21 protein-coding genes are annotated in these 24,313 nt (G+C 58.8%); 8 read left to right on the forward strand and 13 right to left on the reverse strand.

All coding sequences use genetic code 11. The features are described from left to right. Positions 1-522 precede the first annotated feature (522 nt). The 3 genes from BS626_RS13710 to argR form a co-directional block, all read right to left on the reverse strand. Complete coding sequence (locus BS626_RS13710; protein WP_075182953.1) at positions 523-792, reverse strand: YdgH/BhsA/McbA-like domain containing protein; 270 nt, start codon at positions 790-792, stop codon at positions 523-525. Between the two features lie 117 nt (positions 793-909). Continuing rightward, positions 910-1,173 carry a peroxide/acid stress response protein YhcN gene (gene yhcN, locus BS626_RS13715; protein ID WP_075182954.1) on the reverse strand — a complete coding sequence of 88 codons (264 nt, stop codon included), beginning with the start codon at positions 1,171-1,173 and terminating at the stop codon, positions 910-912. Between the two features lie 379 nt (positions 1,174-1,552). Next, on the reverse strand, positions 1,553-2,023 hold the full coding sequence (gene argR / locus BS626_RS13720; RefSeq protein WP_075182955.1) for a transcriptional regulator ArgR: 471 nt from the start codon (positions 2,021-2,023) through the stop codon (positions 1,553-1,555). Positions 2,024-2,468: 445 nt separating this feature from the next. On the opposite strand from argR, the gene mdh reads away from it, so the two are divergent. Continuing rightward, the gene (gene mdh, locus BS626_RS13725) at positions 2,469-3,404 is read left to right on the forward strand and encodes a malate dehydrogenase (protein WP_075182956.1); all 936 of its coding nucleotides are present in this window, start codon (positions 2,469-2,471) and stop codon (positions 3,402-3,404) included. 58 nt (positions 3,405-3,462) lie between these two features. Here mdh and degS read toward each other — a convergent pair whose 3' ends face one another. The 3 genes from degS to zapG form a co-directional block, all read right to left on the reverse strand. Continuing rightward, complete coding sequence (gene degS / locus BS626_RS13730; RefSeq protein WP_075182957.1) at positions 3,463-4,506, reverse strand: outer membrane-stress sensor serine endopeptidase DegS; 1,044 nt, start codon at positions 4,504-4,506, stop codon at positions 3,463-3,465. Between the two features lie 140 nt (positions 4,507-4,646). After that, positions 4,647-6,020 (reverse strand): serine endoprotease DegQ, encoded by a 1,374-nt coding sequence (gene degQ, locus BS626_RS13735; RefSeq protein ID WP_075182958.1) that lies wholly within the window; start codon positions 6,018-6,020, stop codon positions 4,647-4,649. Between the two features lie 82 nt (positions 6,021-6,102). Continuing rightward, a complete protein-coding gene (zapG, locus tag BS626_RS13740) occupies positions 6,103-6,504 on the reverse strand; it encodes a Z-ring associated protein ZapG (protein WP_075182959.1) in 402 nt (133 codons plus the stop codon). Positions 6,505-6,676: 172 nt separating this feature from the next. Here zapG and zapE point away from each other — a divergent pair, with 172 nt between their 5' ends. The 5 genes from zapE (at position 6,677) to sspB (ending at position 10,306) form a co-directional block, all read left to right on the forward strand. Continuing rightward, on the forward strand, positions 6,677-7,795 hold the full coding sequence (zapE, locus tag BS626_RS13745; RefSeq protein WP_075182960.1) for a cell division protein ZapE: 1,119 nt from the start codon (positions 6,677-6,679) through the stop codon (positions 7,793-7,795). Between the two features lie 222 nt (positions 7,796-8,017). Next, positions 8,018-8,446 carry a 50S ribosomal protein L13 gene (gene rplM, locus BS626_RS13750; protein WP_038016830.1) on the forward strand — a complete coding sequence of 143 codons (429 nt, stop codon included), beginning with the start codon at positions 8,018-8,020 and terminating at the stop codon, positions 8,444-8,446. A 15-nt stretch (positions 8,447-8,461) separates the two neighbouring features. After that, positions 8,462-8,854: a 30S ribosomal protein S9 gene (gene rpsI / locus BS626_RS13755; RefSeq protein ID WP_075182961.1), complete on the forward strand. Its 393-nt coding sequence runs from the start codon at positions 8,462-8,464 to the stop codon at positions 8,852-8,854. Positions 8,855-9,164: 310 nt separating this feature from the next. Beyond that, positions 9,165-9,806 carry a stringent starvation protein SspA gene (gene sspA, locus BS626_RS13760; protein WP_075182962.1) on the forward strand — a complete coding sequence of 214 codons (642 nt, stop codon included), beginning with the start codon at positions 9,165-9,167 and terminating at the stop codon, positions 9,804-9,806. 5 nt (positions 9,807-9,811) lie between these two features. Then, positions 9,812-10,306 (forward strand): ClpXP protease specificity-enhancing factor, encoded by a 495-nt coding sequence (gene sspB, locus BS626_RS13765; RefSeq protein ID WP_075182963.1) that lies wholly within the window; start codon positions 9,812-9,814, stop codon positions 10,304-10,306. 51 nt (positions 10,307-10,357) lie between these two features. Here the strand turns inward: sspB and BS626_RS13770 are convergent, their stop codons facing one another. Then, a complete protein-coding gene (locus BS626_RS13770) occupies positions 10,358-11,776 on the reverse strand; it encodes a glutamate synthase small subunit (RefSeq protein WP_075182964.1) in 1,419 nt (472 codons plus the stop codon). Between the two features lie 19 nt (positions 11,777-11,795). Continuing rightward, positions 11,796-16,253, reverse strand: a complete 4,458-nt coding sequence (gene gltB / locus BS626_RS13775) for a glutamate synthase large subunit (RefSeq protein WP_075182965.1) — start codon at positions 16,251-16,253, stop codon at positions 11,796-11,798. 819 nt (positions 16,254-17,072) lie between these two features. Between gltB and arcB the strand changes: the two genes are divergently transcribed. Together arcB and mtgA are read left to right on the forward strand one after the other, a co-directional pair. Then, complete coding sequence (arcB, locus tag BS626_RS13790; RefSeq protein ID WP_075182967.1) at positions 17,073-19,424, forward strand: aerobic respiration two-component sensor histidine kinase ArcB; 2,352 nt, start codon at positions 17,073-17,075, stop codon at positions 19,422-19,424. 615 nt (positions 19,425-20,039) lie between these two features. Continuing rightward, entirely contained in the window at positions 20,040-20,768 is a 729-nt protein-coding gene (mtgA, locus tag BS626_RS13795; RefSeq protein WP_075182968.1) for a monofunctional biosynthetic peptidoglycan transglycosylase, read from the forward strand. A 24-nt stretch (positions 20,769-20,792) separates the two neighbouring features. Here the strand turns inward: mtgA and npr are convergent, their stop codons facing one another. The 5 genes from npr to rpoN form a co-directional block, all read right to left on the reverse strand. Then, positions 20,793-21,065 (reverse strand): PTS phosphocarrier protein NPr, encoded by a 273-nt coding sequence (gene npr / locus BS626_RS13800; protein WP_075182969.1) that lies wholly within the window; start codon positions 21,063-21,065, stop codon positions 20,793-20,795. Further along, on the reverse strand, positions 21,062-21,916 hold the full coding sequence (rapZ, locus tag BS626_RS13805; RefSeq protein WP_075182970.1) for an RNase adapter RapZ: 855 nt from the start codon (positions 21,914-21,916) through the stop codon (positions 21,062-21,064). The genes npr and rapZ overlap by 4 nt, the downstream gene beginning before the upstream one ends. Positions 21,917-21,955: 39 nt before the next feature. Then, positions 21,956-22,438: a PTS IIA-like nitrogen regulatory protein PtsN gene (gene ptsN / locus BS626_RS13810; RefSeq protein WP_075182971.1), complete on the reverse strand. Its 483-nt coding sequence runs from the start codon at positions 22,436-22,438 to the stop codon at positions 21,956-21,958. 102 nt (positions 22,439-22,540) lie between these two features. After that, positions 22,541-22,831, reverse strand: coding sequence for a ribosome hibernation promoting factor (gene hpf, locus BS626_RS13815; protein ID WP_075182972.1), 291 nt, complete (start codon positions 22,829-22,831; stop codon positions 22,541-22,543). A 20-nt stretch (positions 22,832-22,851) separates the two neighbouring features. After that, complete coding sequence (rpoN, locus tag BS626_RS13820; RefSeq protein ID WP_075182973.1) at positions 22,852-24,285, reverse strand: RNA polymerase factor sigma-54; 1,434 nt, start codon at positions 24,283-24,285, stop codon at positions 22,852-22,854. Positions 24,286-24,313: the final 28 nt, after the last annotated feature.

A 24,313-nucleotide genomic window follows, 5' to 3' on the forward strand; every position in this document is an offset into this window, starting at 1 on the left:
GGAGACGGCGCTTCTGATGATAGGGTTTACCGCCGCTACTCACACTCTCCCGCCCGTGTCTGCCGCAGAGGCGGGACGGGCGGGGCGGCCTTTCCTCACGGTGTGCCGCTGTCCGCGCGATGGCAACGGACGACAGAAAGCGGACCCGCTTTGCCGCGCGTGCGGCACGGCAGGCGGCGCGACCGTGCGGGCATCGCCGGGCGGGATTACCCCGGTGACATGATCGTCTGGGGACGGGAACAGGATAAAGCAGTGGGAGCAGGAGGGGGACACGGCCCCCGGGCGGTTGCCGGGCTCGGTATCAGCGGCGGACGTCAACGACGTCACGGGCGCGCCGGCGGACCCTGTGGGTTGTTAAAGCGGTAAGGTTACGTCGTAGAGCGGGCGTGCCACGCCGCGGTCGGTCCGCTCGCCGCCGGATGGGGGAAATCTGGCGGGCAAAGGCGGCGCGCTCCGGCCCGGCCGGCGGGAGAAAGCCGGCAGGAGAAAAAAGGTGTTCAGCTTTCAGGGAAAGGGTTCGCCTTATTTATAGATTTCTGCGGTGGCGTGATAGCGACCGCTGTCCATCGCCTCGATGATGCGATATTTGCTGGCCCCCTGGCTCTCCGCCTTTTGCGACAGCGCGTCGCGAATGGTCATCGGTGAACCATCAATACCGGCGACGGAAATGGTGCCGACGGATTGCAGATTTTGCGCCTGGGCTTCCTGGCTGGTAACCAGGCTGGCGGCGCTGGCGCCAACGCTAAACAGGGCGGCGAAGGTCAGTGCGGTAACGGTAAAGGTGGTTTTCATGCTGGGTCACTCCCGTTCAGGGACAGCGGGGCGCAAGGCGTTAACCACCGCGGCGCGGGCTGCCCGATTGATGTAATAAAAAGGATAATGTGTGCGTGCGGCAGATTGGCCGCGTCGTTATTTGTACAGCTCTGCGGTGGCGTGCCAGGTATCGCCCTGGCGAGCTTCAATCACGCGCCATGCGGTGGCTCCCTGCGCCTGCGCTTTTTGCTCCAGCGCAGCGCGCATGTCCATGGGGGACGATGCCACGCCGCTAACGCTGACCGTACCGATCGGCTGCAGGTTTTGCGCGTCAGCACGGCTTACAGAATCGGCGGCAAAGGCGCCAAATGAGAGTACGGAAAGCAGGCTTAACGTTGTTACGGCGGATTTGATGTTCATCTTCGTCTCCTCGTCATCATTTTTATCTTTTTATAAAGTGTGATTCACATCACGAAAATAAGTGTACACCTAATGACGGGGAAAATTAATAGCAAGCTAATAATGTTTTTGAGTGATACTCAATGCGGAAAGGTTTTTTTATACCATTGAGTTATAAAAAACGTAGCTTTTTTCACCTGTTTAGCGTAAAGCTTAGGCAAATCAACTGGCTGGGTGTTTTTAACGATTTGTGCTCTGAGCTGGCCGATCCCACCGCCATAATGCGATGAGACGGAAGGCTCATCCGTCTTTGCGAAGACTTGCAGAGGAATGTGCTGGTATTACGGCCAGTGGGAGCAGAAGAGGGTGGCGAAGCGTGCGTCGGTCCTCGCCACGGGCGTTACAGTTCCTGTTCAAACAGCACCAGAATGGCGTCGTACAGCTGTCGGACGGAAAAGCTGCTGGCCGGCGTGATGAAGATGGTGTCATCTCCGGCAATGGTGCCAAGGATGCCTTCGGCCTTGCCCAGAGAGTCGAGCAGGCGGGCAATCAGCTGTGCCGCGCCGGGGCTGGTATGAATGACCACCAGCGCCTCGTTGTAGTCGATATCCAGCACCAGATTCTTCAGCGGGCTGGTGGTGGTCGGCACGCCCAGCTCTGCCGGCAGGCAGTAGACCATTTCCATTTTGGCATTGCGGGTGCGCACCGCGCCAAACTTGGTCAGCATCCGTGAGACCTTCGACTGGTTGATATTATCGAAGCCCTCTTCCTGCAGGGCCTGCACGATTTCACCCTGTGAACTGAATTTCTCTTCTTTAAGCAGGGCCTTAAAGGCTTTGATCAGATCTTCTTGCTTGGATGGTTGTCGCATAAGCTGCCGTTTCCAGGAATAAATAAAAGGAGTGCCAGGGGATGGCGATAAATTATTATTGCATTTAACTGAATTTTTATGCAAATCAATTGCGGTCACCTGCCCGGCGGATCGCCGATGCGGGCGCGCATTCTAGCAAACTTCGCTCGCGATGAGAATTTTGTGCGGAGGGCGATTTGTGCGGCATGAAGTGAACAAGATGTTATAAAAATGATGTTGTTCTGCCACTCCGTGAGGGTGTAAGGTAAGCGCCGGATATGGTGCCTGCATATTGCTACGATCGGTTCTGTGACGCCGCGTAATGCTGACAAAATCACCACTTGCATCACGCTTCCCTGCGCGAGTGCGCAAATTGATGAGCTGGGTCTCGTTATTACCCGTCACATGAAGTAGGGTCGCAGCTGGATTTCGGCACTTTTATGCTCACGATAATAAGGAGTTTCGGATGAAAGTCGCAGTTCTCGGTGCGGCCGGTGGTATCGGTCAGGCGCTTGCCCTTCTGCTGAAAACCCAGCTTCCTGCGGGTTCAGAACTCTCTCTGTACGACATTGCCCCGGTGACCCCCGGCGTGGCGGTGGATCTCAGCCACATCCCGACGGCGGTAAAAATCGACGGTTTCAGCGGTGAAGATGCGAAACCTGCGCTGAAAGGCGCCGATGTGGTACTGATTTCAGCGGGCGTGGCGCGTAAACCGGGTATGGATCGTTCTGACCTGTTTAACGTTAACGCCGGTATTGTACGTAATCTGATTCAACAGGTTGCAGAAACCTGCCCGACCGCGCTGATCGGCATCATCACTAACCCGGTCAACACCACCGTGGCCATTGCCGCAGAAGTGCTGAAGAAAGCCGGCGTCTACGATAAAAATCGCCTGTTTGGCGTCACTACGCTGGATATTATTCGCTCTAACACCTTCGTGGCCGAGCTCAAGGGTAAAAATCCGGCGGAGCTGGACGTTCCGGTCGTGGGTGGCCACTCTGGCGTCACTATTCTGCCGCTGCTGTCACAGGTGCCGGGCGTTTCTTTTACCGAGCAGGAAGTGGCTGACCTGACCAAGCGTATTCAGAATGCCGGCACCGAAGTGGTGGAAGCCAAGGCCGGTGGCGGATCGGCAACCCTGTCCATGGGCCAGGCCGCGGCGCGCTTTGGTCTGTCGCTGGTGCGCGCCCTGCAGGGGGAAAGCAACGTAGTAGAGTGTGCGTATGTGGAAGGGGACGGCCAGCACGCGCGCTTCTTCTCGCAGCCGCTGCTGCTGGGTAAAAACGGCATCGCCGAGCGTAAAGCCATCGGTACGCTGAGCGCGTTTGAACAGCAGGCGCTGGACGGCATGCTGGACACGCTGAAAAAAGATATCGTACTGGGCGAAGAGTTTGTGAAATAAGTCCGGCGACGTAACGGATGACGGGAGGGACGCGGTGATGCGTCCCTCTTTTTTTGGGCTAATTTTGCGGGTATTCCTCAATGGTCACCGGCAGAGTCAGCCGCTTATCGTCGCGCATAACCACCACGTCAATCACCGAGCCGGGACGAATTTCTGCCACCTGATCCATGGTTTCCTGGGCTGAGACGGCCGGTTTGCCATTAACGCTCACAATGACGTCATTGACCTGAATGCCGGCTTTAGCCGCCGGGCCGCCCGGATTCACCTCACTTATAACGATCCCCTGCAGGCGGTCAACGCTGGCGTTTGGCCCATGCAGGCGCGGTATCTCTCGCCCGGTAATACCGAAGTAGCCGCGAATCACCCGGCCGTCGCGGATCAGCTTATCCATGATTTTCACCGCCAGCGCGGTAGGGATGGCAAAGCCGATCCCCTCGGGGGTCTCACCGTCGTTACTTTTGTCAAAAGAGAGGGTGTTGATCCCCATCAGCTCGCCCAGGGAGTTGATCAGCGCGCCGCCGGAATTACCGTGATTGATCGATGCGTCGGTCTGCAGAAAGTTCTGCCGCCCGGAGGGGCTAAGGCCCACCCGCCCGGTGGCGCTGATAATGCCCTGGGTGACGGTCTGGCCAATATTGTAGGGGTTACCGATGGCCATCACGACGTCGCCGACGTGGGCCTGACGCTTCGGATTCATCGGGATGACCGGCAGATTGCTGGCGGAAATTTTTAATACCGCCAGATCGGTCAGGCTATCGGAACCCACGATCATGGCCTCGAAAATACGGCCATCCTGCAGCGCGATAATGATCTGCTCGGCGTCGTTAATCACGTGTTTGTTCGTCAGGATATAGCCGCGACTGTTCATGATAACCCCCGACCCCAGGGTGTTGCTGGCGCTATTGGCGCTGCGGTTATACACATTGACCACGGCGGGCACGGCGCGCCGCACGCCGGGGTTGTAACTGGCGGGGGTCTCATTGCTGCTGTCATCTACCGCGGTAAACAGCGCGGCGCCGATGCGCAGCTGCGGCAGCAGCAGCAGCAGCAGGCCGGCAACGATCAGTCCGAGCAGGGCCGCCCGCAAAATTTTTGCAATCATGGCGTTAACTTGGTTGGAAAAGAACGCTGGCAGAATAGCATGTGTTGCGGAAGAGGGCAGCAGTCGATCGCCAGAAGCGCGCAGCCGCTCAACGCCGCCGCGTGCGGGGAGCAATCCCCCGTGCGCGGCGGCGACAGCGATCAGGGCAACAGCAGATAGAGGCGCTCGCCGCCGCGCAGGATATTCAGCGCCATCACCGGCGGGCGGGCGGCCAGCACCTTGCGCAGTTCGGCCAGATTTTGTACGCGGTCGCGATTGACGGCGACAATCACATCGTCTTTATGCAGCCCGACCTGCTGAGCCGGTGTGCCTTTATCGACGCTCTCGACGCGGATGCCCTGACTGCCGCCTTTCAGCTTCACGTCGCTGAGGGTCGCGCCCTGCAGCGCCGGGTGCAGCTCCGCGGCACTGGCGGCGGCCTGCGCGCTACGGTCAAGCGTGACGCTGAGCGTTAACAGCTTTCCGCCGCGCAGTACGCCAACCTGGACGGCTTTACCCGGTGCAGTGGTACCAATGCGCGCGCGCAGTTCAGCAAAACTGTTAATCTGTCTTCCGTCGACGGAGGTGATGATATCGCCGGACCGGATGCCGGCTTTGGCCGCCGCGGAGCCGGGCAGTACCTCACTGACGAAGGCGCCACGCTGCGCCGTGACGCCGAAGGCGTTGGCCATATCGGCGGTCATTTCGGTTCCCTTGATGCCCAGCTGACCGCGTTTGACTTCGCCAAATTCAGCCAGCTGCTGTGCCAGCGAGATGGCCATGTTGGCCGGAATGGCAAAGCCAATCCCGAGATTACCGCCGCTGGAGGAGAGGATCGCGGTATTGATACCAATCAGCTCACCGTTCAGATTCACCAGCGCACCGCCGGAATTTCCGCGGTTAATCGCCGCGTCGGTCTGGATAAAGTTTTCCAGCCCCTCAAGATTCAGGCCGCTGCGTCCGAGCGCAGAGATGATACCGGAAGTGGCGGTCTGGCCGAGGCCAAACGGGTTACCGATCGCCACGGCAAAATCCCCCACTTTCAGCTTTTCGGAGTCGGCGACGCGGATCTGTACCAGATTTTTGGCTGCGTTCAGCTGCAGCAGCGCGATATCGGTCTGCGCGTCTTTGCCGACCAGCCGGGCGTCGTATTCGCGACCATCGGCCAGCTGTACCCGGATAGTGTCGGCACCGTCGACGACGTGATTGTTGGTCAGCACGTAGCCTTTGGCGGCGTTGATGATCACGCCGGACCCCAAGCCTTCAAACGGCTGCTCAGGCGCGTCACCTTCGGGGCTGTCATCTCCAAAAAAGCGTTTAAACGGCTCCGGCAGGGTACGGGTGGGCGCGGCCTGCGTGCCTTCTACCTGTACGCTGACCACGGCGGGCAGCACATTTTCTAACATCGGCGCCAGGCTGGGCAGCGGCTGACCGTTAATCTGCGTCGGCAGCGCTGCCTGAGCCGGCACCATGCTGGCGAACGACAGCCCCAGACTCAGGCTAAGAACGCTTAACGTGAAGAGCGATTTTTTCATGGTGGTCGATTCTCATAGTCCGGGGCGGAAAATCGGCAAGATGGCGAAGAGCAGGCGCGGCGGGCGCGCCTGCGTAGGGCGGTTAGCTGTTTTTCGGGCGTTCACCGCGCAGCAGGCCAGACGCCCCTTCAGAATAGTCACGCGGCATCTCTACCGGCATCTGGTCGTTATCGGCTTCTGCTTCCGTTAGCTGCCAGGCAAAGGGATTTTTCTCCCCGGGCAGATTCGGCAGCAGATCGTTCGATCCTTTAGCCATATGCTGATAAAGCTGGCGATAGTCGCGCGCCATGTTATCCAGCAGTTCGGCACTGCGGGCAAAGTGGCTGGTCAGCTCTTCGCGATAGTCCGCCAGCTCAGATTTGGTTTTTTCCAGTTCATACTGCATGGAGTGCTGCTGACGCAGTTTGCTGTTGCCAAAACGCATTGCCACCGCGCCAATAATGATGCCGACGACTAATCCAATAAGCGCGTATTCCCAGGTCATAATGACTCCCGTATTGTCTTCGTTGTTCCGTAGGGTCCTGCAACGTGTAACCACTATAACCGCTAATGTTGTTGAAGTGGAATCCTGCGGCGGCATCGCTTAGTGTAGAACGGCCTTTTTTTCGTCAGCGGGCGCCGGGACGTCCGCCTTCAACAGGGATTCAATACGGATTATGCAATCTTCTTCTCCACTGGCGCGCTATGAGGCGGCGCTGGCTCAGGGTGATTACCAGCCAGACAGCGTGCAGCATACGGCAATTACCCGACTGGATGCCATCTGGCAAGGCCTGCAGCGCGCCGCGGCGGTGCCGGCACCGGCGCCAAAAGGCGTGCTGGCGCGGCTGTTTGGCCCGCGGGCCCCGGCGGCAACGCCTCCGCTACGCGGCCTGTACATGTGGGGCGGGGTGGGGCGCGGTAAAACCTGGCTGATGGACCTGTTTTTTCAGTCCATTCCTGGCGATCGCAAGCTGCGTCTGCACTTTCACCGCTTTATGCTGCGGGTGCACGAGGAGCTGACGGCGCTGCAGGGCCAGCAAGATCCGCTGAAGGTGGTGGCCGACCGCTTCAAGGCCGAAGCCGACGTGCTTTGCTTTGATGAGTTCTTCGTGTCAGATATTACCGACGCCATGCTACTGGGGACGCTAATGGAAGCGCTGTTTGCCCGGGGCATCACGCTGGTGGCCACGTCGAATATTCCGCCGGACGAGCTGTACCGTAATGGTCTGCAGCGCGCGCGCTTCCTGCCGGCGATTGCCGCCATCAAGGCGAACTGCGAGGTGATGAACGTCGATGCGGGCATTGACTATCGGCTTCGGACGCTGACCTCCGCCCACCTGTGGCTCTCCCCGCTATCGGCGGCGGCCAGCGACGAAATGGACCGCATGTTCACGGCGCTGGCCGGCGGCCCGCGCGATCGGCAGCCGGTACTGGACATTAACCACCGCGCGCTGCCGACGCTCGGCGTGCGTGAGGGCGTGCTGGCGATTGATTTTGCGACCCTGTGCGGCAGCGGACGCAGCCAGCATGATTATATTGCGCTGTCGCGCCGCTTCCACAGCGTGCTGCTGTATCGGGTGCCGGTGATGATTTATAAGACCGAGGACCAGGCGCGGCGTTTTTTGGCGCTGGTGGATGAGTTTTATGAGCGCCACGTCAAGCTGGTGGTCAGCGCGGAGGCATCGCTGTATGAGATCTATCAGGGTAGCCACCTGACATTTGAATATCAGCGCTGCGTCTCCCGTCTGCAGGAGATGCAAAGCGAGGAGTATCTGCGCCTGCCGCATCTGCCGTAACGGCAGCCCCGGGTGTAAAAAAGGTTCGATCTTTGCAGGTGACTTCTCTATAATCTTGCCACCCCACGTTACGGCAGAGGTTTTTTTCCCAAAATCTCTGTGTTCCAGTAACTCTATCCGAAGGGGTGGGCTTGCTGGTCAAGATGGTCGTGTGAGCCTCAACCGTTTATTCAAGCGTTTGGGATTTCACCAACGTGTAACTTAATTTGGGTAAGCTTTTTGATGAAAACTTTTACAGCTAAGCCAGAAACCGTCCAGCGTGACTGGTATGTTGTTGACGCAACAGGCAAAACTTTAGGTCGTTTAGCGACTGAACTGGCGCGCCGTCTGCGTGGTAAGCATAAAGCGGAATACACTCCGCACGTAGATACCGGTGATTACATCATCGTTCTGAACGCTGACAAAGTTGCCGTAACCGGTAACAAACGTAGCGATAAGATCTACTATCACCACACCGGTCACATCGGTGGTATCAAGCAGGCGACCTTCGAAGAGATGATTGCCCGCCGTCCTGAGCGTGTGATTGAAATCGCGGTTAAAGGCATGCTGCCAAAAGGCCCGCTGGGTCGTGCTATGTACCGTAAACTGAAAGTTTACGCAGGTAACGAGCACAACCATGCGGCACAGCAACCGCAAGTTCTTGACATTTAATCGGGATTACAGGCAATGGCTGAAACTCAAAACTACGGCACTGGTCGCCGCAAAAGCTCTACCGCTCGCGTGTTCATTAAGCCGGGCAGCGGTAACATCGTTATCAACCAGCGTTCACTGGAGCAGTACTTCGGTCGCGAAACGGCACGTATGGTCGTTCGTCAGCCGCTGGAGCTGCTGGACATGGTTGGTAAATTCGATCTGTACATCACTGTTAAAGGTGGTGGTATCTCCGGTCAGGCTGGTGCGATCCGTCACGGTATCACCCGCGCGCTGATGGAGTATGACGAGTCTCTGCGTGGCGAACTGCGTAAAGCTGGCTTCGTTACGCGTGATGCGCGTCAGGTTGAACGTAAGAAAGTCGGTCTGCGTAAAGCACGCCGTCGTCCGCAGTTCTCCAAACGTTAATCTGCTCTGCCTCTGGCAGCAGATTGTCGGAAAAAACCCGGTGCGCGCACCGGGTTTTTTTATGCCCGCCTGTTAAAAAGGCAGCTGCCGCGCGCCGTTACCGTCAAATCCGCAATCCCGTCGCCACAAGCTGGTTAAAATCTGGTAGACTACGTGGAACTTTGCGCCCGCAAAGCGGGGCTTTTGCGCATAATTATCCTGAGTGGATGCTGGCGTTGCGCACGCCCGGCTATGCGATCGCCCATGTGCAGGTGAGTCGCCGCGTGGTTGGCTATTCGCAGTAATTTTCTGGATAAACTTGGAGGTTTACATGGCTGTCGCTGCCAACAAACGTTCGGTAATGACGCTGTTTTCTGGTCCCACTGACATTTTCAGCCACCAGGTCCGTATTGTCCTGGCGGAGAAGGGCGTCAGCGTTGAGATCGAACAGGTAGAAAGGGATAATCTGCCCGCGGATCTGATAGACCTTAACCCCTACCGTACGGTACCCACGCTGGTTGACCGCGAACTGACGCTGTGGGAATCCCGCATCATCATGGAGTACCTTGATGAGCGTTTTCCCCATCCTCCGCTGATGCCGGTATACCCGGTGGCGCGCGGAGAGAGCCGCCTGATGATGCACCGGATTGAAAACGACTGGTACAGCCTGATGCGCAAGGTCGAGAGCGGCACGCCGCAGGAAGCTGACAGCGCACGCAAACAGCTGCGCGAAGAGCTGCTGGCGATCGCCCCGCTGTTCGGTCGCGCCCCGTTCTTTATGAGCGAAGAGTTCAGCCTGGTGGATTGCTATCTGGCACCGCTGCTGTGGCGTCTACCGCAGCTGGGTATCGAGCTGAGCGGCACCGGATCGAAAGATCTGAAAAACTACATGACCCGCGTGTTTGAACGCGATTCATTCCTCGCCTCTCTGACCGAAGCGGAGCGTGAAATGCGCCTGCAAACGCGGGGCTGAGCCGGATGGAGATGTCGCAACTTACCGCACGTCGTCCCTATTTGCTGCGGGCATTCTATGAGTGGCTGCTGGATAACCAGCTGACGCCGCACCTGGTGGTGGATATTCATCAAGCCGGCGTGATGGTGCCGCTGGAGTACGCCCGCGATGGCCAGATTGTATTGAATATCGCGCCGCGCGCGGTGGGCAATCTGGAGCTGGGCAACGATGAGGTCCGCTTTAACGCGCGCTTTGGCGGCGTGCCGCGCCAGGTAATTGTTCCGGTGATGGCGGTGATGGCGATCTATGCCCGCGAAAACGGTGCCGGTACCCTGTTTGAGCCGGAAGCAGCCTACGAACAGGCGCTCCCGCAGGACGCCGCGGATGAGACCCCGACGGCAGAGAGCCATATGTCGGTTATCGATGGCGATCGCCCCGATCGCGCGGAATCGGACGACGACGATCCCGATGAGACGCCGCCGCCGCGCGGCGGTCGTCCCGCCCTGCGCGTGGTGAAGTAAAAAATAAAGGGGAGGCCGGTGCCTCCCCTTCTGCCGTCGACGGCCCGGCGCTTATACGTCCAGATAATCCAGAATGCCTTCCGCCGCTTTGCGGCCTTCGGCAATCGCGGTCACCACCAGATCGGAGCCGCGCACGATATCGCCACCGGCAAAGATCTTCGGGTTGCTGGTCTGGAATGCGTTATCGCTGTGCTCAGGGGCAATGATCCGGCCCTGTTTATCCAGCTCGACGCTGAAATCGCTCAGCCAGGACAGCGTATGGGGACGGAAGCCAAATGCCATCACCACCGCATCGGCCGCCAGCACGTGCTCTGATCCGGCGATAATTTCCGCCTGACGTCTGCCGTTAGCATCCGCCGCGCCCATTTGCGTGCGTACGACCTTCACGCCGCTCACGCGTCCGTTGGCATTGATTTCGATCGCCAGCGGCTGCAGGTTGAACTGAAACTCCACCCCCTCTTCGCGCGCATTTTTCACTTCGCGGCGTGAGCCAGGCATGTTCTCTTCGTCGCGGCGATAGGCGCAGGTGACGTGGCTGGCCCCCTGACGAATGGAGGTGCGTACGCAGTCCATCGCGGTGTCGCCACCGCCGAGCACCACCACGCGCTTGCCTTCCATGGTGATATACGGGGCGGCATTGTCGTCGTTGAAGCCCATGATTTTCCGCGTGTTGGCAATCAGGAACGGCAGCGCATCAAACACGCCGTCGGCTTCTTCGTTGTCGAGGCCGCCGCGCATTGACTGGTAGGTGCCGACGCCGAGGAACACCGCGTCAAAATCGCTCAGCAGATCGCTGAACTGAACGTCACGGCCCACTTCGGTGTTGAGGTGGAAGTCGATCCCCATCTCGCTGAAGATTTCACGGCGCTTGGTCATCACCTCTTTTTCCAGCTTGAAGGCCGGAATACCAAAGGTCAGCAAACCGCCGATCTCCGGGTGACGATCGTAGACCACGGCCTTAACGCCGTTGCGAGTCAGCACGTCTGCACAGGCCAGGCCGGCCGGGCCGGCACCGATAATAGCCACGCGCTTGCCGGTCGGCTTCACCTCGCCGAGGCTTGGCTTCCATCCCATCTCAATCGCTTTATCGTTGATATAGCGCTCGATGTTGCCGATGGTGACCGCGCCAAATTCGTCATTCAGCGTACAGGAGCCTTCACACAGGCGATCCTGTGGACAGACCCGCCCACACACTTCGGGCAGGCTGTTCGTCTGGTGCGATAGCTCCGCGGCCTCAATGATCCGCCCCTCGTTAGCCAGCTTCAGCCAGTCCGGAATGTAGTTGTGCACCGGGCACTTCCATTCACAATAAGGGTTGCCGCAAGAGAGGCAGCGATCGGCCTGCGCCTGGGCCTGACTCTCGGAAAAAGGCTCATAAATCTCTACAAACTCAATTTTACGGATCTTGAGCGGTTTTTTCGGCGGATCAACGCGCTGCAAGTCGATAAATTGGTATACGTTCTGGCTCATCTTTACCTCTTATCCCTGCTTACTGCGCCTGCACCCGCAGCTCGGCTGCGGAACGACTGCGGTGACCCAACAACGCTTTTACATCGCTGGACTTCGGTTTAACCAGAGCGAATTTAGCCGACCACGCCGGCCAGTTCGCCAGAATCTCTTCTCCCCGGCCGGAGCCGGTGTGCTGGACGTGCTCGGTGATCAGACCGCGCAGATGCTCTTCGTGAATCGCCAGGTCATCGACATTCAGCACCTCCACCAGCTCGGCATTGACGCGCTTGCGGAATTCGCCATCCTCATCCAGCACGTAGGCGAAGCCGCCGGTCATGCCTGCGCCAAAGTTGACGCCGGTGCGGCCGAGCACGCAGACGATACCGCCGGTCATGTACTCACAGCCGTTATCGCCGATGCCTTCGACCACGGTAATGGCACCAGAGTTACGTACCGCGAAGCGCTCACCCGCGCGGCCGGCCGCAAACAGCTTACCGCCGGTGGCGCCGTACAGGCAGGTGTTGCCGACAATGGTCGCTTCGTGGCTGCGGAATGCCGAGCCAACCGGCGGTCGCACCGCCAGCATCCCGCCCGCCATCCCTTTACCGACGTAGTCGTTGGCATCGCCGGTCAGAATCAGCTCAACGCCGCCGGCATTCCAGACGCCAAAGCTCTGGCCGGCAGTGCCGTTGAAGTGGGCGCGGATCGGATCCGCCGCCAGCCCCTGGTCACCGTGCAGCGCGGCAATCGCCCCGGAGAGCGTAGCGCCCACCGAACGATCGGTGTTGCGAATATCAAACCAGAACGTTTTGCTCTGCTTCGCCTCAACATAGGGCATCGCCTGCTCCAGCAGCGCTTTATTCAGCAGCCCCTGATCAAACGGCGGGTTGCTTTCGGCACACCACAGTGTTTTACCCGGCATAGGCTGCGCCGTTTTCAACAGCGCAGAGAGATCGAGATTTTGCTGCTTGGCGGTAAAACCGTCCAGCTCCTCCAACAGCTCGGTACGACCAATCAGGTCCACCAACCGCTTCACGCCGAGCTGCGCCAGAATTTCCCGCGTTTCCTGCGCAATAAACTGGAAGTAATTGGTCACTTTAAACGGCAGCCCGTGATAGTGATTTTTGCGCAGCTTCTCATCCTGCGTAGCGACACCGGTCGCGCAGTTGTTCAGATGACAGATCCGCAGGTATTTACAGCCCAGCGCGACCATCGGGCCGGTGCCAAAGCCGAAGCTCTCCGCGCCGAGGATCGCGGCTTTAATGATGTCGCTACCGGTTTTCAGACCGCCGTCCACCTGCAGACGGATCTTGTGGCGCAGGCCGTTGGCCACCAGCGCCTGCTGGGTTTCCACCAGCCCGAGCTCCCACGGACATCCGGCATATTTCACCGACGTCAGCGGGCTGGCGCCGGTGCCGCCGTCGTAGCCGGCGATGGTGATCAGGTCGGCGTAGGCCTTGGCCACGCCGGTGGCGATAGTCCCGACGCCGGGCTCGGAGACCAGTTTGACCGAGATCATCGCGGTCGGGTTGACCTGTTTCAGATCGAAGATCAGCTGGGCCAGATCTTCAATCGAGTAGATATCGTGATGCGGCGGCGGCGAAATCAGCGTCACACCGGGAACGGAATAGCGCAGTTTAGCAATGTATGGGGTGACTTTATCCCCCGGCAGCTGTCCGCCTTCGCCCGGCTTGGCGCCCTGTGCCACCTTAATCTGAATCACATCGGCATTCACCAGGTAGGCCGGGGTCACGCCGAAGCGGCCGGAGGCGACCTGCTTGATACGCGACACCTTATTGGTGCCGTAGCGCGCCGGATCTTCACCGCCTTCGCCGGAGTTGGAGAAGCCGCCGATACTGTTCATCGCCTCGGCCAGCGACTCATGCGCTTCCGGGCTGAGTGCACCGATCGACATGGCCGCGGTATCGAAACGTTTATACAGCTCGCTGGCCGGTTCGACCTCGTCGAGCGCAATGCCGGCACCGTTGCTCTTGATCGCTAACAGGTCGCGCAGCGCGGCAACCGGACGTTCATTCACCAGCCGGGCGTACTGCTGATAATCGCTGTATTCGCCGCTATTGACCGCACGCTGCAGCGTAGCGACCACGTCCGGGTTGTAGGCGTGATACTCGCCGCCGTGGACATACTTCAGCAGGCCACCCTGCTCCAGCGGTTTGCGCGGCAGCCAGGCGCGTTTTGCCAGGTTGACCAGGTCCTGCTGAAATTCGGCAAAATTGGCGCCGCTGATGCGGCTGACCACGCCCTGGAAGCACAGTGTGGCCACGTCTGCATGCAGCCCCACGGCTTCAAACAGCTGCGAACAGCGGTAGGAGGCAATGGTGGAAATGCCCATTTTGGACATGATCTTGTACAGCCCTTTGTTGATGCCGTTACGGTAGTTGAGCATCAGGGTGCGATAATCTTTTTCAATCACGCCGCTGTCGGCCATTTTTGCCAGCGATTCATAGGCAAGCCACGGGTAGATCGCGGTGGCGCCAAAGCCCAGCAGCACGGCGAAGTGGTGCGGATCGCGGGCGCTGGCGGTCTCCACAATGATGTTGGCGTCGCAGCGCAGATTGTGCTCCACCAGGCGGCGCTGTACCGCCCCGACGATCATCGGCGCCGGTACCGGCAGGCGCGTTTCGGCGATTTGGCGATCGGAAAGCACCAGCAAAACGGTGCCGTTTTCCACCATCTGCTGTGCGGTGTCGCACAGCGCGTGCACCGCCTGCTCCAGCGTCTGCTCTTCAGGGTTGAAAGTGCAGTCCAGCGTGTCGGCGCGGTAGTACTCTCCCTCCATCGTAGTCAGCTGGCGGAAGTCGGAATAGAGCAGTATCGGCGATTTGAAACTGACGCGGTGCGCCTGACCTTCCGCTTCGCAGAAGACGTTCATTTCGCGGCCAATACTGGTGGCCAGCGACATCACGTGATTCTCACGCAGCGGATCGATTGGCGGGTTAGTGACCTGAGCGAACTGCTGACGGAAGTAGTCATAGATTATCCGCGGACGGCTGGAGAGTACCGCAAACGGCGTATCGTCCCCCATGGAACCGACCGCCTCCTGACCATTTTCTCCCAGGACGCGGATGATTTGATCCAGCTCTTCGCTGCTGTAGGCGTGCTGCTTCTGATGGGCCGCCAGTTGGGTATCGTCCAGCTGACGACGGCCGACCTGGTCGTCCGGCAGCTCTTCAAACGGCACCAGACGCTTGACGTTTTTCGCCATCCACTCTTTATACGGGTGGCGGCTCTTCAGGTCGTTATCGGTTTCGGCGGAGTGCAGGATGCGTCCGGCGCGGGTGTCGATCACCATCAGCTCACCCGGTCCCACGCGGCCTTTTTCGACCACTTCGTCCGGTTGGTAGTCCCAGATGCCCACTTCTGACGCGCAGGTGATCAGCTTGTCTTTGGTTATCACGTAGCGCGCCGGGCGCAGACCGTTGCGATCGAGGTTACAGGCGGCATAGCGGCCATCAGACATCACGATCCCCGCGGGGCCGTCCCACGGCTCCATGTGCATGGAGTTGAAGTCAAAGAAGGCGCGCAGCTCCGGATCCATGTCCGGGTTATTCTGCCAGGCCGGCGGCACCAGCAGGCGCATGGCGCGAATCAGGTCCATCCCGCCGCTTAAAAACAGCTCGAGCATGTTATCCATCGAGCTGGAGTCCGAGCCGGTCTCGTTGACGAACGGCGCGGCGTGTTGCAGATCGGGGATCAGCGGCGTATTAAACTTGTAGGCGCGCGCCCGGGCCCACTGACGGTTACCGGCAATGGTGTTGATTTCGCCGTTGTGCGCCATGTAGCGGAACGGCTGCGCCAGCGGCCAGCGCGGCACGGTGTTGGTCGAAAAGCGCTGGTGGAACAGGCAGATGGCCGACTCCAGACGCAGGTCGGCCAGATCAAGATAGAAGCGCGGCAGATCCGCGGGCATGCACAGGCCTTTGTAAATATTGACCTGGTTGGAGAAGCTGCAGATATAAAACTCTTTATCGCTGATGCGCTTCTCAATGCGGCGGCGCGCCATATACAGGCGACGCTCCATATCGCGCGGGCGCCAGCCCGCCGGTGCGTTAATGAACAGCTGTTCGATGCGCGGCATGGAGGAGAGGGCGATGTCCCCCAGCACGTCCTGATTGGTGGGCACTTCGCGCCAGCCAACGATGGAGAGGGTTTCGCGCAGCACTTCCTCTTCCACGATTTTGCGGGCTTCGCGGGCCAGGGCGTCGTCCTGATTCAGGAACAGCATGCCCACGGCATAGTTTTTCGCCAGCCGCCAGCCGCGCTCTTCAGCAATCACGCGGAAGAAGCGATCGGGCTTCTGTAAAAGCAGGCCACAACCGTCGCCGGTCTTGCCGTCGGCAAGGATCGCGCCACGGTGTTGCATACGGGCCAGCGCGTGGATAGCAGTGCGCACCACTTTATGGCTTGGTTCGCCTTCTATGTGGGCGATCAGGCCAAAACCACAGTTATCCTTTTCAAGGGACTTGTCGTACAACATATCAGTGAACCTCCCCAGGCTCTGCGAGACTCCCCGTCGCGACGGGCGGGCGCAATAAGGGCCGGCGACGAGGCAGGCAGGCGTGCTGCAGGCTGTTTCAGTCGCCCCTCTTACTGGCTTTGCGTCGGTGTCACAAGTTATCGAGGACTTGCTACAGAGGGAATCTTTATTACTGCATAAATATGACGGTTCGAATACCCGTCCAGAAAGCTTCCAGCGGATTTCCAACTTATCGGGAAAGCGTACTCAGGTCAAATGCCGTTCTGACGGAGCCTTTTTCGGTTTGATATGAGTATATCTGCATGATAAATATGAATTTGATGCCTTTTTTTATCGCTGTATTGTGCCAGGCGCACGCCGGAGAAGTGTGAGCTGACTTACTGTAGTGCAGCGAGCAAAGACCTGCACCATGCTGGTGCTGATGGGATTTGTAGCATCTTATGCTGGATGATGTCCTCTAACCGCATAATGAAACTGTTTTTATCGTATGGCGGTGCAGAGCAGTATCAGGCCGCGCTGATTAATAAATTTCATGGCGATCGTGATGAGTAAAATATCGCTTAATGTGAATGATTATTCGTTAGGGTAATAGCGGAGCTGACGCGATAAGGGGGTTATCGCGGTCGGAATCAGGTAAAACCGCGCAGCGGGCGGGGTTTCTCAGAGTATTCTGTTGCGGAAATTAGTCAATGGCTTTTGCGTCTTTTTCTGTCGGGCCCCGGGCCTGCACAATGGCGGTGCAGCGCCGGCGGCGCGGGGAGAGAGGCGAGCAGGCGGCGGCTGGGGTATGATTAACCGGTATTCAGGACGAGGAGCGGTATGAAACAGATACGCCTGTTGGCGCAATATTATGTGGACCTGATGGTGAAGCTCGGGCTGGTGCGGTTCTCACTGCTGCTGGCCTCGGCGCTGGTCGTGCTGGCCATGGTGGTGCAGATGGCGGTGACCATGCTGCTGCGCGGCCACGTGGAGAGCATCGATGTGGTGCGGTCGGTATTTTTCGGCCTGCTGATCACTCCGTGGGCGGTCTACTTCCTGTCGGTGGTGGTAGAGCAGCTTGAGGAGTCGCGCCAGCGGCTGGCGCGGCTGGTGGAAAAGCTCGAGGAGATGCGCCACCGCGACCTGCAGCTGAACCAGCAGCTGCAGGACAATATTACCAAGCTGAACCAGGAGATTGCCGACCGTATCAAAGCCGAAGAGGCGCGCTCGCAGGCGATGGCGAAGCTTACCGATGAAATGGCGCGCCGCGAACAGGCGCAGATCGAACTGGAGCAGCAATCCTCTTTTCTGCGCTCATTTCTGGATGCCTCACCGGACCTGGTCTTTTACCGCAACATCGATCAGCAGTTTTCCGGCTGCAATCGCGCCATGGAGCTGCTGACGGGCAAAAGTGAAAAACAGCTGATTGGCCTGACGCCGCGTGATGTCTATGATGCTGAAGCCGCCGAGAAAGTGCTGGAGACCGACGAGAAGGTTTTCCGCCACAACGTTTCAATCACTTATGAGCAGTGGTTGCAGTATCCCGATGGCCGCAAGGCCTGCTTTGAAATCCGCAAAGTGCCCTATTATGACCGCGTGGGTAAACGCAGCGGCCTGATGGGGTTTGGTCGCGACATAACCGAGCGCAAACGCTATCAGGACGCGCTGGAGAACGCCAGCCGCGAGAAGACCACGTTTATCTCGACCATCAGCCATGAGCTGCGCACGCCGCTGAACGGCATTGTTGGGCTAAGCCGCATTCTGCTGGATACCGAGCTTAACGGAGAGCAGCTGAAGTATCTGAAGACCATCCACGTCTCGGCCATCACCCTCGGCAATATTTTTAATGACGTGATTGAAATGGATAAAATTGAGCGGCGCAAGGTACAGCTGGATAACCAGCCGATCGACTTTACCGGCTTCCTCGCCGATCTGGAAAATCTTTCCGGCCTGCTGGCCCAGCCGAAAGGTCTGCGTTTCGTGCTGCATGCTGCGCCGCCAATCCCGGAGAAAATCGTGGCCGACGGGACGCGCCTGCGGCAGATCCTCTGGAACCTGATCAGTAACGCGGTGAAATTTACCCGCGAGGGCACCATCGAGGTACGGGTCAGCTGGCAGCAGGGCGTGCTGCGTATTGACGTTGAAGACTCGGGGATGGGTATTCCGCTGGATGAGCAGGATAAGATTTTTGCCATGTACTATCAGGTGAAGGATCAGCGCGGCGGCAAGCCGGCCACCGGCACCGGTATCGGCCTGGCGGTCTCACGCCGACTGGCGCAGGGGATGGGCGGAGATATTACCGTCGTCAGTCACCCGGGCGAGGGGGCCTGCTTTACGCTGACGCTGCAGGCACCGGCGGCGGGGCCGGAACCGGACATGCCGGCGGCGGAGGCGCAGATGCCGCTGCCGGCGCTGCACGTGCTGCTGGTGGAGGACATTGAGCTCAACGTAGTGGTGGCCCGCTCGGTGCTGGAGAAGCTGGGTAACAGCGTCGAGGTGGCGATGACCGGCGAAGCGGCGCTTAGCCTGTTTGACCCTGACGAATTTGATCTGGTGCTGCTGGATATCCAGCTGCCGGATATGACCGGCCTGGATGTCGCCCGCGCCCTGCGTGAACGCTACCGGCCCGGGCAACTGCCGCCGCTGGTGGCGCTGACCGCAAACGTCCTGAAAGATAAAAAAGAGTATCTGGATGCCGGAATGGATGCGGTGCTGAGTAAGCCGCTGGCGGTTGCGGCGCTGACTGCGGTGATCAAGCAGTTCTGGGATCGTCCTGCCGCCACGGAACTCCCCGAAGCGCTGCCGCAGGCGTCCGCGGAAACCCAGCGTGCGGTGCTGGATATCCCGATGCTGGAGCAGTACCTCGACCTGGTGGGGCCATCGCTGATAGCGCAGAGCCTGGCGATGTTTGAGCAGATGATGCCGGGCTACCTGGCGGTGCTGGATTCCAATATGATGGCGCGTGACCAGAAGGGCATTGCGGAAGAGGGGCATAAGATCAAAGGCGCCGCCGGTGCGGTCGGCCTGATTCGTCTGCAGCAGCTGGCCAAACAGATTCAGTCGCCGGAGTTGCCCGCCTGGTGGGATAACGTGCAGGACTGGATCGAGGAGCTTAAATGCGACTGGCAGCAGGATGTGGCGGTGTTGCGGGAGTGGGTGAGCGGGCTGGAAAAAAATGACCCCGGCCTGTAGCCGGGGTGCGCGAATACTGCGCCAACACCAGGGAAAAGACGATCCGCGCCAGAGTGATAGGGATGTCATGGGCCCGGATGCGGTATGGGGTGTCACTCTTTTCACACGATAGCAAATCCTGTTCTCGGTGCGACCACAATGATTAAAATGTGTGATGCGGAGCAGCGATTAGTTACAGGAAACATTAATTTGCCAACACAGTCAAGCAGGGAATGACGGGATGAGCGAAACCGAAGGCCGTTGTCGGTGCTTTAACCCGGTCTGTTGGCGGGGCCGGGCACCCGGACCGCGTTGGCGCAGGGGGTAACGAGGCCGGCGGCCAGCGCTGCGCTTCCTGGCGCAGTCGCCAGCCCGCGGGACGGCTGGCAGCCTCATTACTGCCTGCTGCCGCCGTTTCCTCGCGAGGCATTCACCGGTGGGATCGCGCGGCACTGTCGGGCTGATCCGGCGCTGCCCCCGTTGGCGCTAATGATTCATCTGCCCCTGTTGTCGGCGCTATTCTGCCGGAAATCACGCCTGGCATCAGGCGATTAGCCGCGTTACGCCCGGCGAAGAATCGCGTGGGCTTTTTCGAAAAAATCATAAGTTTTATAAAACATTTCAGGAGCGAATGGGATGAAAAAACGTGGATCGGGTGCAGCCGTGGCGCGCCTGCGGCGTGGGCTACTGGGCGTGCTGCTGACCGTCATTGGCGTGTGGATTGCCGGGATCCTGCTGTTCGCTTTTTTACCCGTGCCGTTTTCCGCGGTGATGGTGGAGCGGCAGGTAGGCGCATGGCTTGCCGGCGATACCGACTATGTTGCCCACTCGGATTGGGTGGGAATGGACGCTATTTCGCCGTGGATGCCACTGGCGGTGATCGCCGCTGAGGATCAGACGTTCCCGACGCACTGGGGATTTGATGTGGCCGCTATCCGGACCGTACTGGCCGGCAGCGAGGAGGGCGAACCGGTGCGCGGCGCCTCAACGCTGACGCAGCAAACCGCAAAGAACATGTTTTTATGGGACGGGCGCAGCTGGGTGCGTAAAGGGCTGGAGGCCGGTCTGACCGGTGGGCTGGAGCTGGTGTGGACCAAGCGGCGGATCCTGACGGTGTATCTGAATATTGCCGAGTTTGGCGACGGGGTGTTTGGCGTCGAGGCGGCCGCGCAGCGCTATTTTCATAAACCCGCCAGCCGGCTGAGTATGTCAGAAGCCGCGCTGCTGGCGGCGGTGCTGCCGAATCCGCTGCGCTTCAAGGCCGCTGCGCCCTCGGGCTATGTGCGTCAGCGGCAGCAGTGGATCCTGCGGCAGATGCGCCAGCTGGGCGGTGAGGGGTTTCTGCGTCAGCACCATTTACGCTGAGCCGCCGCGCACGCGGCAATCAGGTCACTCTTCGTCAAATCCGGCGTTGAACAGCTCGATGACCGCAGCCAGCGCTTCGCGCTCCTGCGGCCCGCTGGCCTCCACTTCAATGTGTCCGCCTTTGGCCGAATCGAGCATCAGCAGCGCAATCACGCTGCTGGCTTCCGCTTCGGTGCCGGCCTCATTGCGCAGCAGGACTTCCGCATCAAAGCTTTGTACCAGCTCGAACAGCTTCATCGCCGGACGGGCGTGCATCCCCAGCTTATTTTGAATTTCGACGGTCTGTTTAACGGTCATGATTTACGTTTTTCCAGCGTGCGATGCCGCGACTGTACATTTTTTCCGCGTGAGCGGAAGTAGTCGGCCAGCTGCTCGGCGATGTAGACCGAACGGTGCTTGCCGCCGGTGCAGCCAATGGCCACCGTCAGGTAGCTGCGGTTGTTGGTCTCCAGCATTGGCAGCCACAGTTCGAGATAGCTGCGCGTCTGGTAGATAAAATTGTGCACTTCAGTGTGGCGGTCCAGAAATGCCGCCACCGGGCGATCGAGGCCGGTCATTGGCCGCAGTTTAGGATCCCAGTGCGGGTTTGGCAGGAAGCGAACGTCAAACACATAGTCGGCATCAATAGGGATACCGTGCTTGAAGCCAAAGGATTCAAACACCATGGTTAGTTCGCGCTCGCGCTTACCCAGCAGGCGGGTACGCAGCATCTCCGCCAGCTCATGCACTGACATCTCGGAAGTGTCGATAATCAGATCGGCCCGCGAGCGCAGCGGCTCCAGCAGATCGTTCTCTTCATCAATGGCGCTCTCCAGCGACAGGTTTTTGCTGGAGAGCGGATGCAGACGGCGCGTATCGCTATAGCGACGAATCAGCGTATTTCGGTCGGCGTCGAGGAACAGCAGCTGCGGTGAGAAGCTGCCGGGCAGGCTCGTAAGGGCGGTCTCCAGCACTTCGGGCGTTTCCGGCATATTCCGTACGTCGATGCTGACTGCCGCGGAGATCTGCCGCTCCGCCAGCGAATTAGCCAGCGCCGGTAGCAGCGCCACCGGCAGGTTATCCACGCAGTAGAATCCCATATCCTCCAGCGCCCGCAGGGCGACGGATTTACCCGATCCTGAACGTCCGCTGACAATCATCAGCACCATCTGTACTCTCTCCTGATTCTCACCGGTGACGAGGCGATTTTAGCGCTCTTCATCCTGGGAGGCGGTAATAATCGCATACAGCTCGTCATCACTTTGCGCATTACGCAGGCGGCGACAGATGCTTTTATCGGCCAGGCGTTTGGCAACCAGCGACAGGGTATGCAGATGGGTTTTGCACTGATCGGCCGGAACCAGCAGCGCGAACAACAGATCCACCGGCTGATTATCAATGGCGTCGAAGGCGATTGGCTGCTCAAGGTGAATGAACACGCCGACCGCGCGCAGCGTATCTTCCTCCAGCTTGCCATGAGGAATGGCGATGCCGTTGCCAATGCCGGTGCTTCCCATTTTTTCCCGCGTCAGCAGGGCCTCAAAAATCGTCTGGTAGGGCAGGTTGAGCGCTTTTGCCGCCTGCTCGCTGATGATTTCCAGCGCCCGTTTCTTGCTCTGACAGTGTACGTTATTACGCGTACAGTCGGGACTGAGCACCGTGCTCAGTTCCAGTGTATGATCGTTATTCATAGGATTTCACTTGGTTTTTCACCGCTATTCACCGGTAAAAGTTAACGGCCCGCTTCTGTCGATAACGAGCCGTCAACGCTGTTTACCCGGGGGTGGTAAATATTAGTGTTGTTTCAATTTCTCTTTGTGTTTCTTTAATTGTGCAGCCAGTTTATCTATCAGGCCGTCAATTGCCGCGTACATGTCCTTCTCCTGCGTCGAAGAGGCATGCAACTCACCACCGTTGACGTGAAGGGTGGCATCCGCCACATGATTCACTTTTTCGACGCTAAGCACAACGTGTACCTGGTTAATATGGACAAAGTACTGTTCGAGCTTGGCGAACTTTTCGTTGAGGAAATCACGCAGTGCCGGGGTAATTTCAACATTTTTTCCAGTGATGTTCAGCTGCATACTCGCTTCCTTATGTTCAGTCATACCAACTGCTTGCGCTGGTTAGACGGCGGGATGGATAACGACTCGCGGTACTTTGCGACGGTGCGTCTGGCGACGATGATTCCCTGTTCAGAAAGCATAGTCGTTAACTTACTGTCGCTCAGCGGCTTGGCGGGATTTTCCGCCGATATCAGCTTTTTCACCAGCGCGCGAATGGCCGTCGAGGAGGCTTCGCCCCCGCTATCGGTGTTCACGTGGCTGGAGAAGAAATATTTCAGTTCAAAAATGCCGCGCGGGCTGTGCAGATACTTCTGCGTGGTGACGCGCGAAATGGTCGATTCATGCATGTCGACCGCGCTGGCGATGTCCGCCAGCACCATGGGGCGCATAAACTCCTCGCCCTGCTCAAAGAAAGCCTGCTGCTGATCGACGATGCAGCGCGTGACTTTCAACAGCGTGTCATTGCGACTCTCAAGGCTTTTAATCAGCCAGCGGGCTTCCTGCAGATTGCTGCGGATAAACTGCGAATCGCTTTCGCTGCGCGTGGCGCTGCCGAGTGAAGCATAGTGCTGATTGATTTTCAGTCGCGGTACGCTGTCAGCGTTAAGCTCCACGGTCCACAGCGCGCCGCTTTTACGCACCAGCACGTCTGGAATCACATATTCAGGTTCACTGGTGTTGACCGACTGACCGGGGCGCGGATCCAGCGACTGAATCAGCGCCATGGCATTTTTTAGCACCTCTTCTTTCAGGCGAGTCACGCGCATCAGACTGCGGAAATCGTGGTTCGCCAGTAAATCGAGATGTTCACTGACGATCAGCCGCGCCTCTTTCAGCATCGGCGCATCGCCCGGAAACTGCGACAGCTGGACCAGCAGGCAGTCGCGCAGGTCGCGGGCGCAAACGCCAATCGGATCGAAGCGCTGGACGCGCTTAAGCACCGCCTCCACCTCTTCCATTTGCAGGTCATCCTGCCCGATGCCTTCGAGGATCTCTGTCAGCGAGACGGTCAGATACCCGGTGTCGTCAACCGCATCGACAATTGCGGTGGCAACCGCCCGATCGGTATCGCTAAACGGCGTCAGCTCAACCTGCCACATCAAATAGTCCTGCAGCGACTGAGTGGTTTCGCCCTGATAAACGGGCAGCTCGTCATCGTGATAGTCGGTGGCGGTGCCGGAGGGCGTGCCGGCGGTATAAATCTCGTCCCAGCTGGCGTCCAGCGGCAGCTCATCGGGCATCTCTTTCTGCTCGAGGGCTTCGCGGGTGTCCAGACCGTCGCTCTCTGTCTGCTCACGGCTGTCCACTTCGTCATGGAGGTCGGTTTGCTCCAGCAGAGGATTGCTTTCCAGCGCCAGCTGTATTTCCTGCTGAAGCTCCAGCGTGGAGAGCTGCAGCAGGCGAATGGCCTGCTGCAGCTGTGGCGTCATGGCGAGCTGTTGGCTCAGCCTGAGTTGCAAACCTTGCTTCATATTCAGCGTACAGCATCCTCAAATGGCA

Origin of the sequence: Pantoea sp. 1.19 (assembly GCF_001922585.1) — a bacterium.
Taxonomy (GTDB): domain Bacteria; phylum Pseudomonadota; class Gammaproteobacteria; order Enterobacterales; family Enterobacteriaceae; genus 1-19.

Excerpts from the sequence above, each read along its gene's own strand:
- BS626_RS13710 (WP_075182953.1), bottom strand. The coding sequence starts at position 792 with ATGAAAACCACCTTTACCGTTACCGCACTGACCTTCGCCGCCCTGTTT.
- yhcN (WP_075182954.1), bottom strand. The coding sequence starts at position 1,173 with ATGAACATCAAATCCGCCGTAACAACGTTAAGCCTGCTTTCCGTACTC.
- argR (WP_075182955.1), bottom strand. The coding sequence starts at position 2,023 with ATGCGACAACCATCCAAGCAAGAAGATCTGATCAAAGCCTTTAAGGCC.
- mdh (WP_075182956.1), top strand. The coding sequence starts at position 2,469 with ATGAAAGTCGCAGTTCTCGGTGCGGCCGGTGGTATCGGTCAGGCGCTT.
- degS (WP_075182957.1), bottom strand. The coding sequence starts at position 4,506 with ATGATTGCAAAAATTTTGCGGGCGGCCCTGCTCGGACTGATCGTTGCC.
- degQ (WP_075182958.1), bottom strand. The coding sequence starts at position 6,020 with ATGAAAAAATCGCTCTTCACGTTAAGCGTTCTTAGCCTGAGTCTGGGG.
- zapG (WP_075182959.1), bottom strand. The coding sequence starts at position 6,504 with ATGACCTGGGAATACGCGCTTATTGGATTAGTCGTCGGCATCATTATT.
- zapE (WP_075182960.1), top strand. The coding sequence starts at position 6,677 with ATGCAATCTTCTTCTCCACTGGCGCGCTATGAGGCGGCGCTGGCTCAG.
- rplM (WP_038016830.1), top strand. The coding sequence starts at position 8,018 with ATGAAAACTTTTACAGCTAAGCCAGAAACCGTCCAGCGTGACTGGTAT.
- rpsI (WP_075182961.1), top strand. The coding sequence starts at position 8,462 with ATGGCTGAAACTCAAAACTACGGCACTGGTCGCCGCAAAAGCTCTACC.
- sspA (WP_075182962.1), top strand. The coding sequence starts at position 9,165 with ATGGCTGTCGCTGCCAACAAACGTTCGGTAATGACGCTGTTTTCTGGT.
- sspB (WP_075182963.1), top strand. The coding sequence starts at position 9,812 with ATGGAGATGTCGCAACTTACCGCACGTCGTCCCTATTTGCTGCGGGCA.
- BS626_RS13770 (WP_075182964.1), bottom strand. The coding sequence starts at position 11,776 with ATGAGCCAGAACGTATACCAATTTATCGACTTGCAGCGCGTTGATCCG.
- gltB (WP_075182965.1), bottom strand. The coding sequence starts at position 16,253 with ATGTTGTACGACAAGTCCCTTGAAAAGGATAACTGTGGTTTTGGCCTG.
- arcB (WP_075182967.1), top strand. The coding sequence starts at position 17,073 with ATGAAACAGATACGCCTGTTGGCGCAATATTATGTGGACCTGATGGTG.
- mtgA (WP_075182968.1), top strand. The coding sequence starts at position 20,040 with ATGAAAAAACGTGGATCGGGTGCAGCCGTGGCGCGCCTGCGGCGTGGG.
- npr (WP_075182969.1), bottom strand. The coding sequence starts at position 21,065 with ATGACCGTTAAACAGACCGTCGAAATTCAAAATAAGCTGGGGATGCAC.
- rapZ (WP_075182970.1), bottom strand. The coding sequence starts at position 21,916 with ATGGTGCTGATGATTGTCAGCGGACGTTCAGGATCGGGTAAATCCGTC.
- ptsN (WP_075182971.1), bottom strand. The coding sequence starts at position 22,438 with ATGAATAACGATCATACACTGGAACTGAGCACGGTGCTCAGTCCCGAC.
- hpf (WP_075182972.1), bottom strand. The coding sequence starts at position 22,831 with ATGCAGCTGAACATCACTGGAAAAAATGTTGAAATTACCCCGGCACTG.
- rpoN (WP_075182973.1), bottom strand. The coding sequence starts at position 24,285 with ATGAAGCAAGGTTTGCAACTCAGGCTGAGCCAACAGCTCGCCATGACG.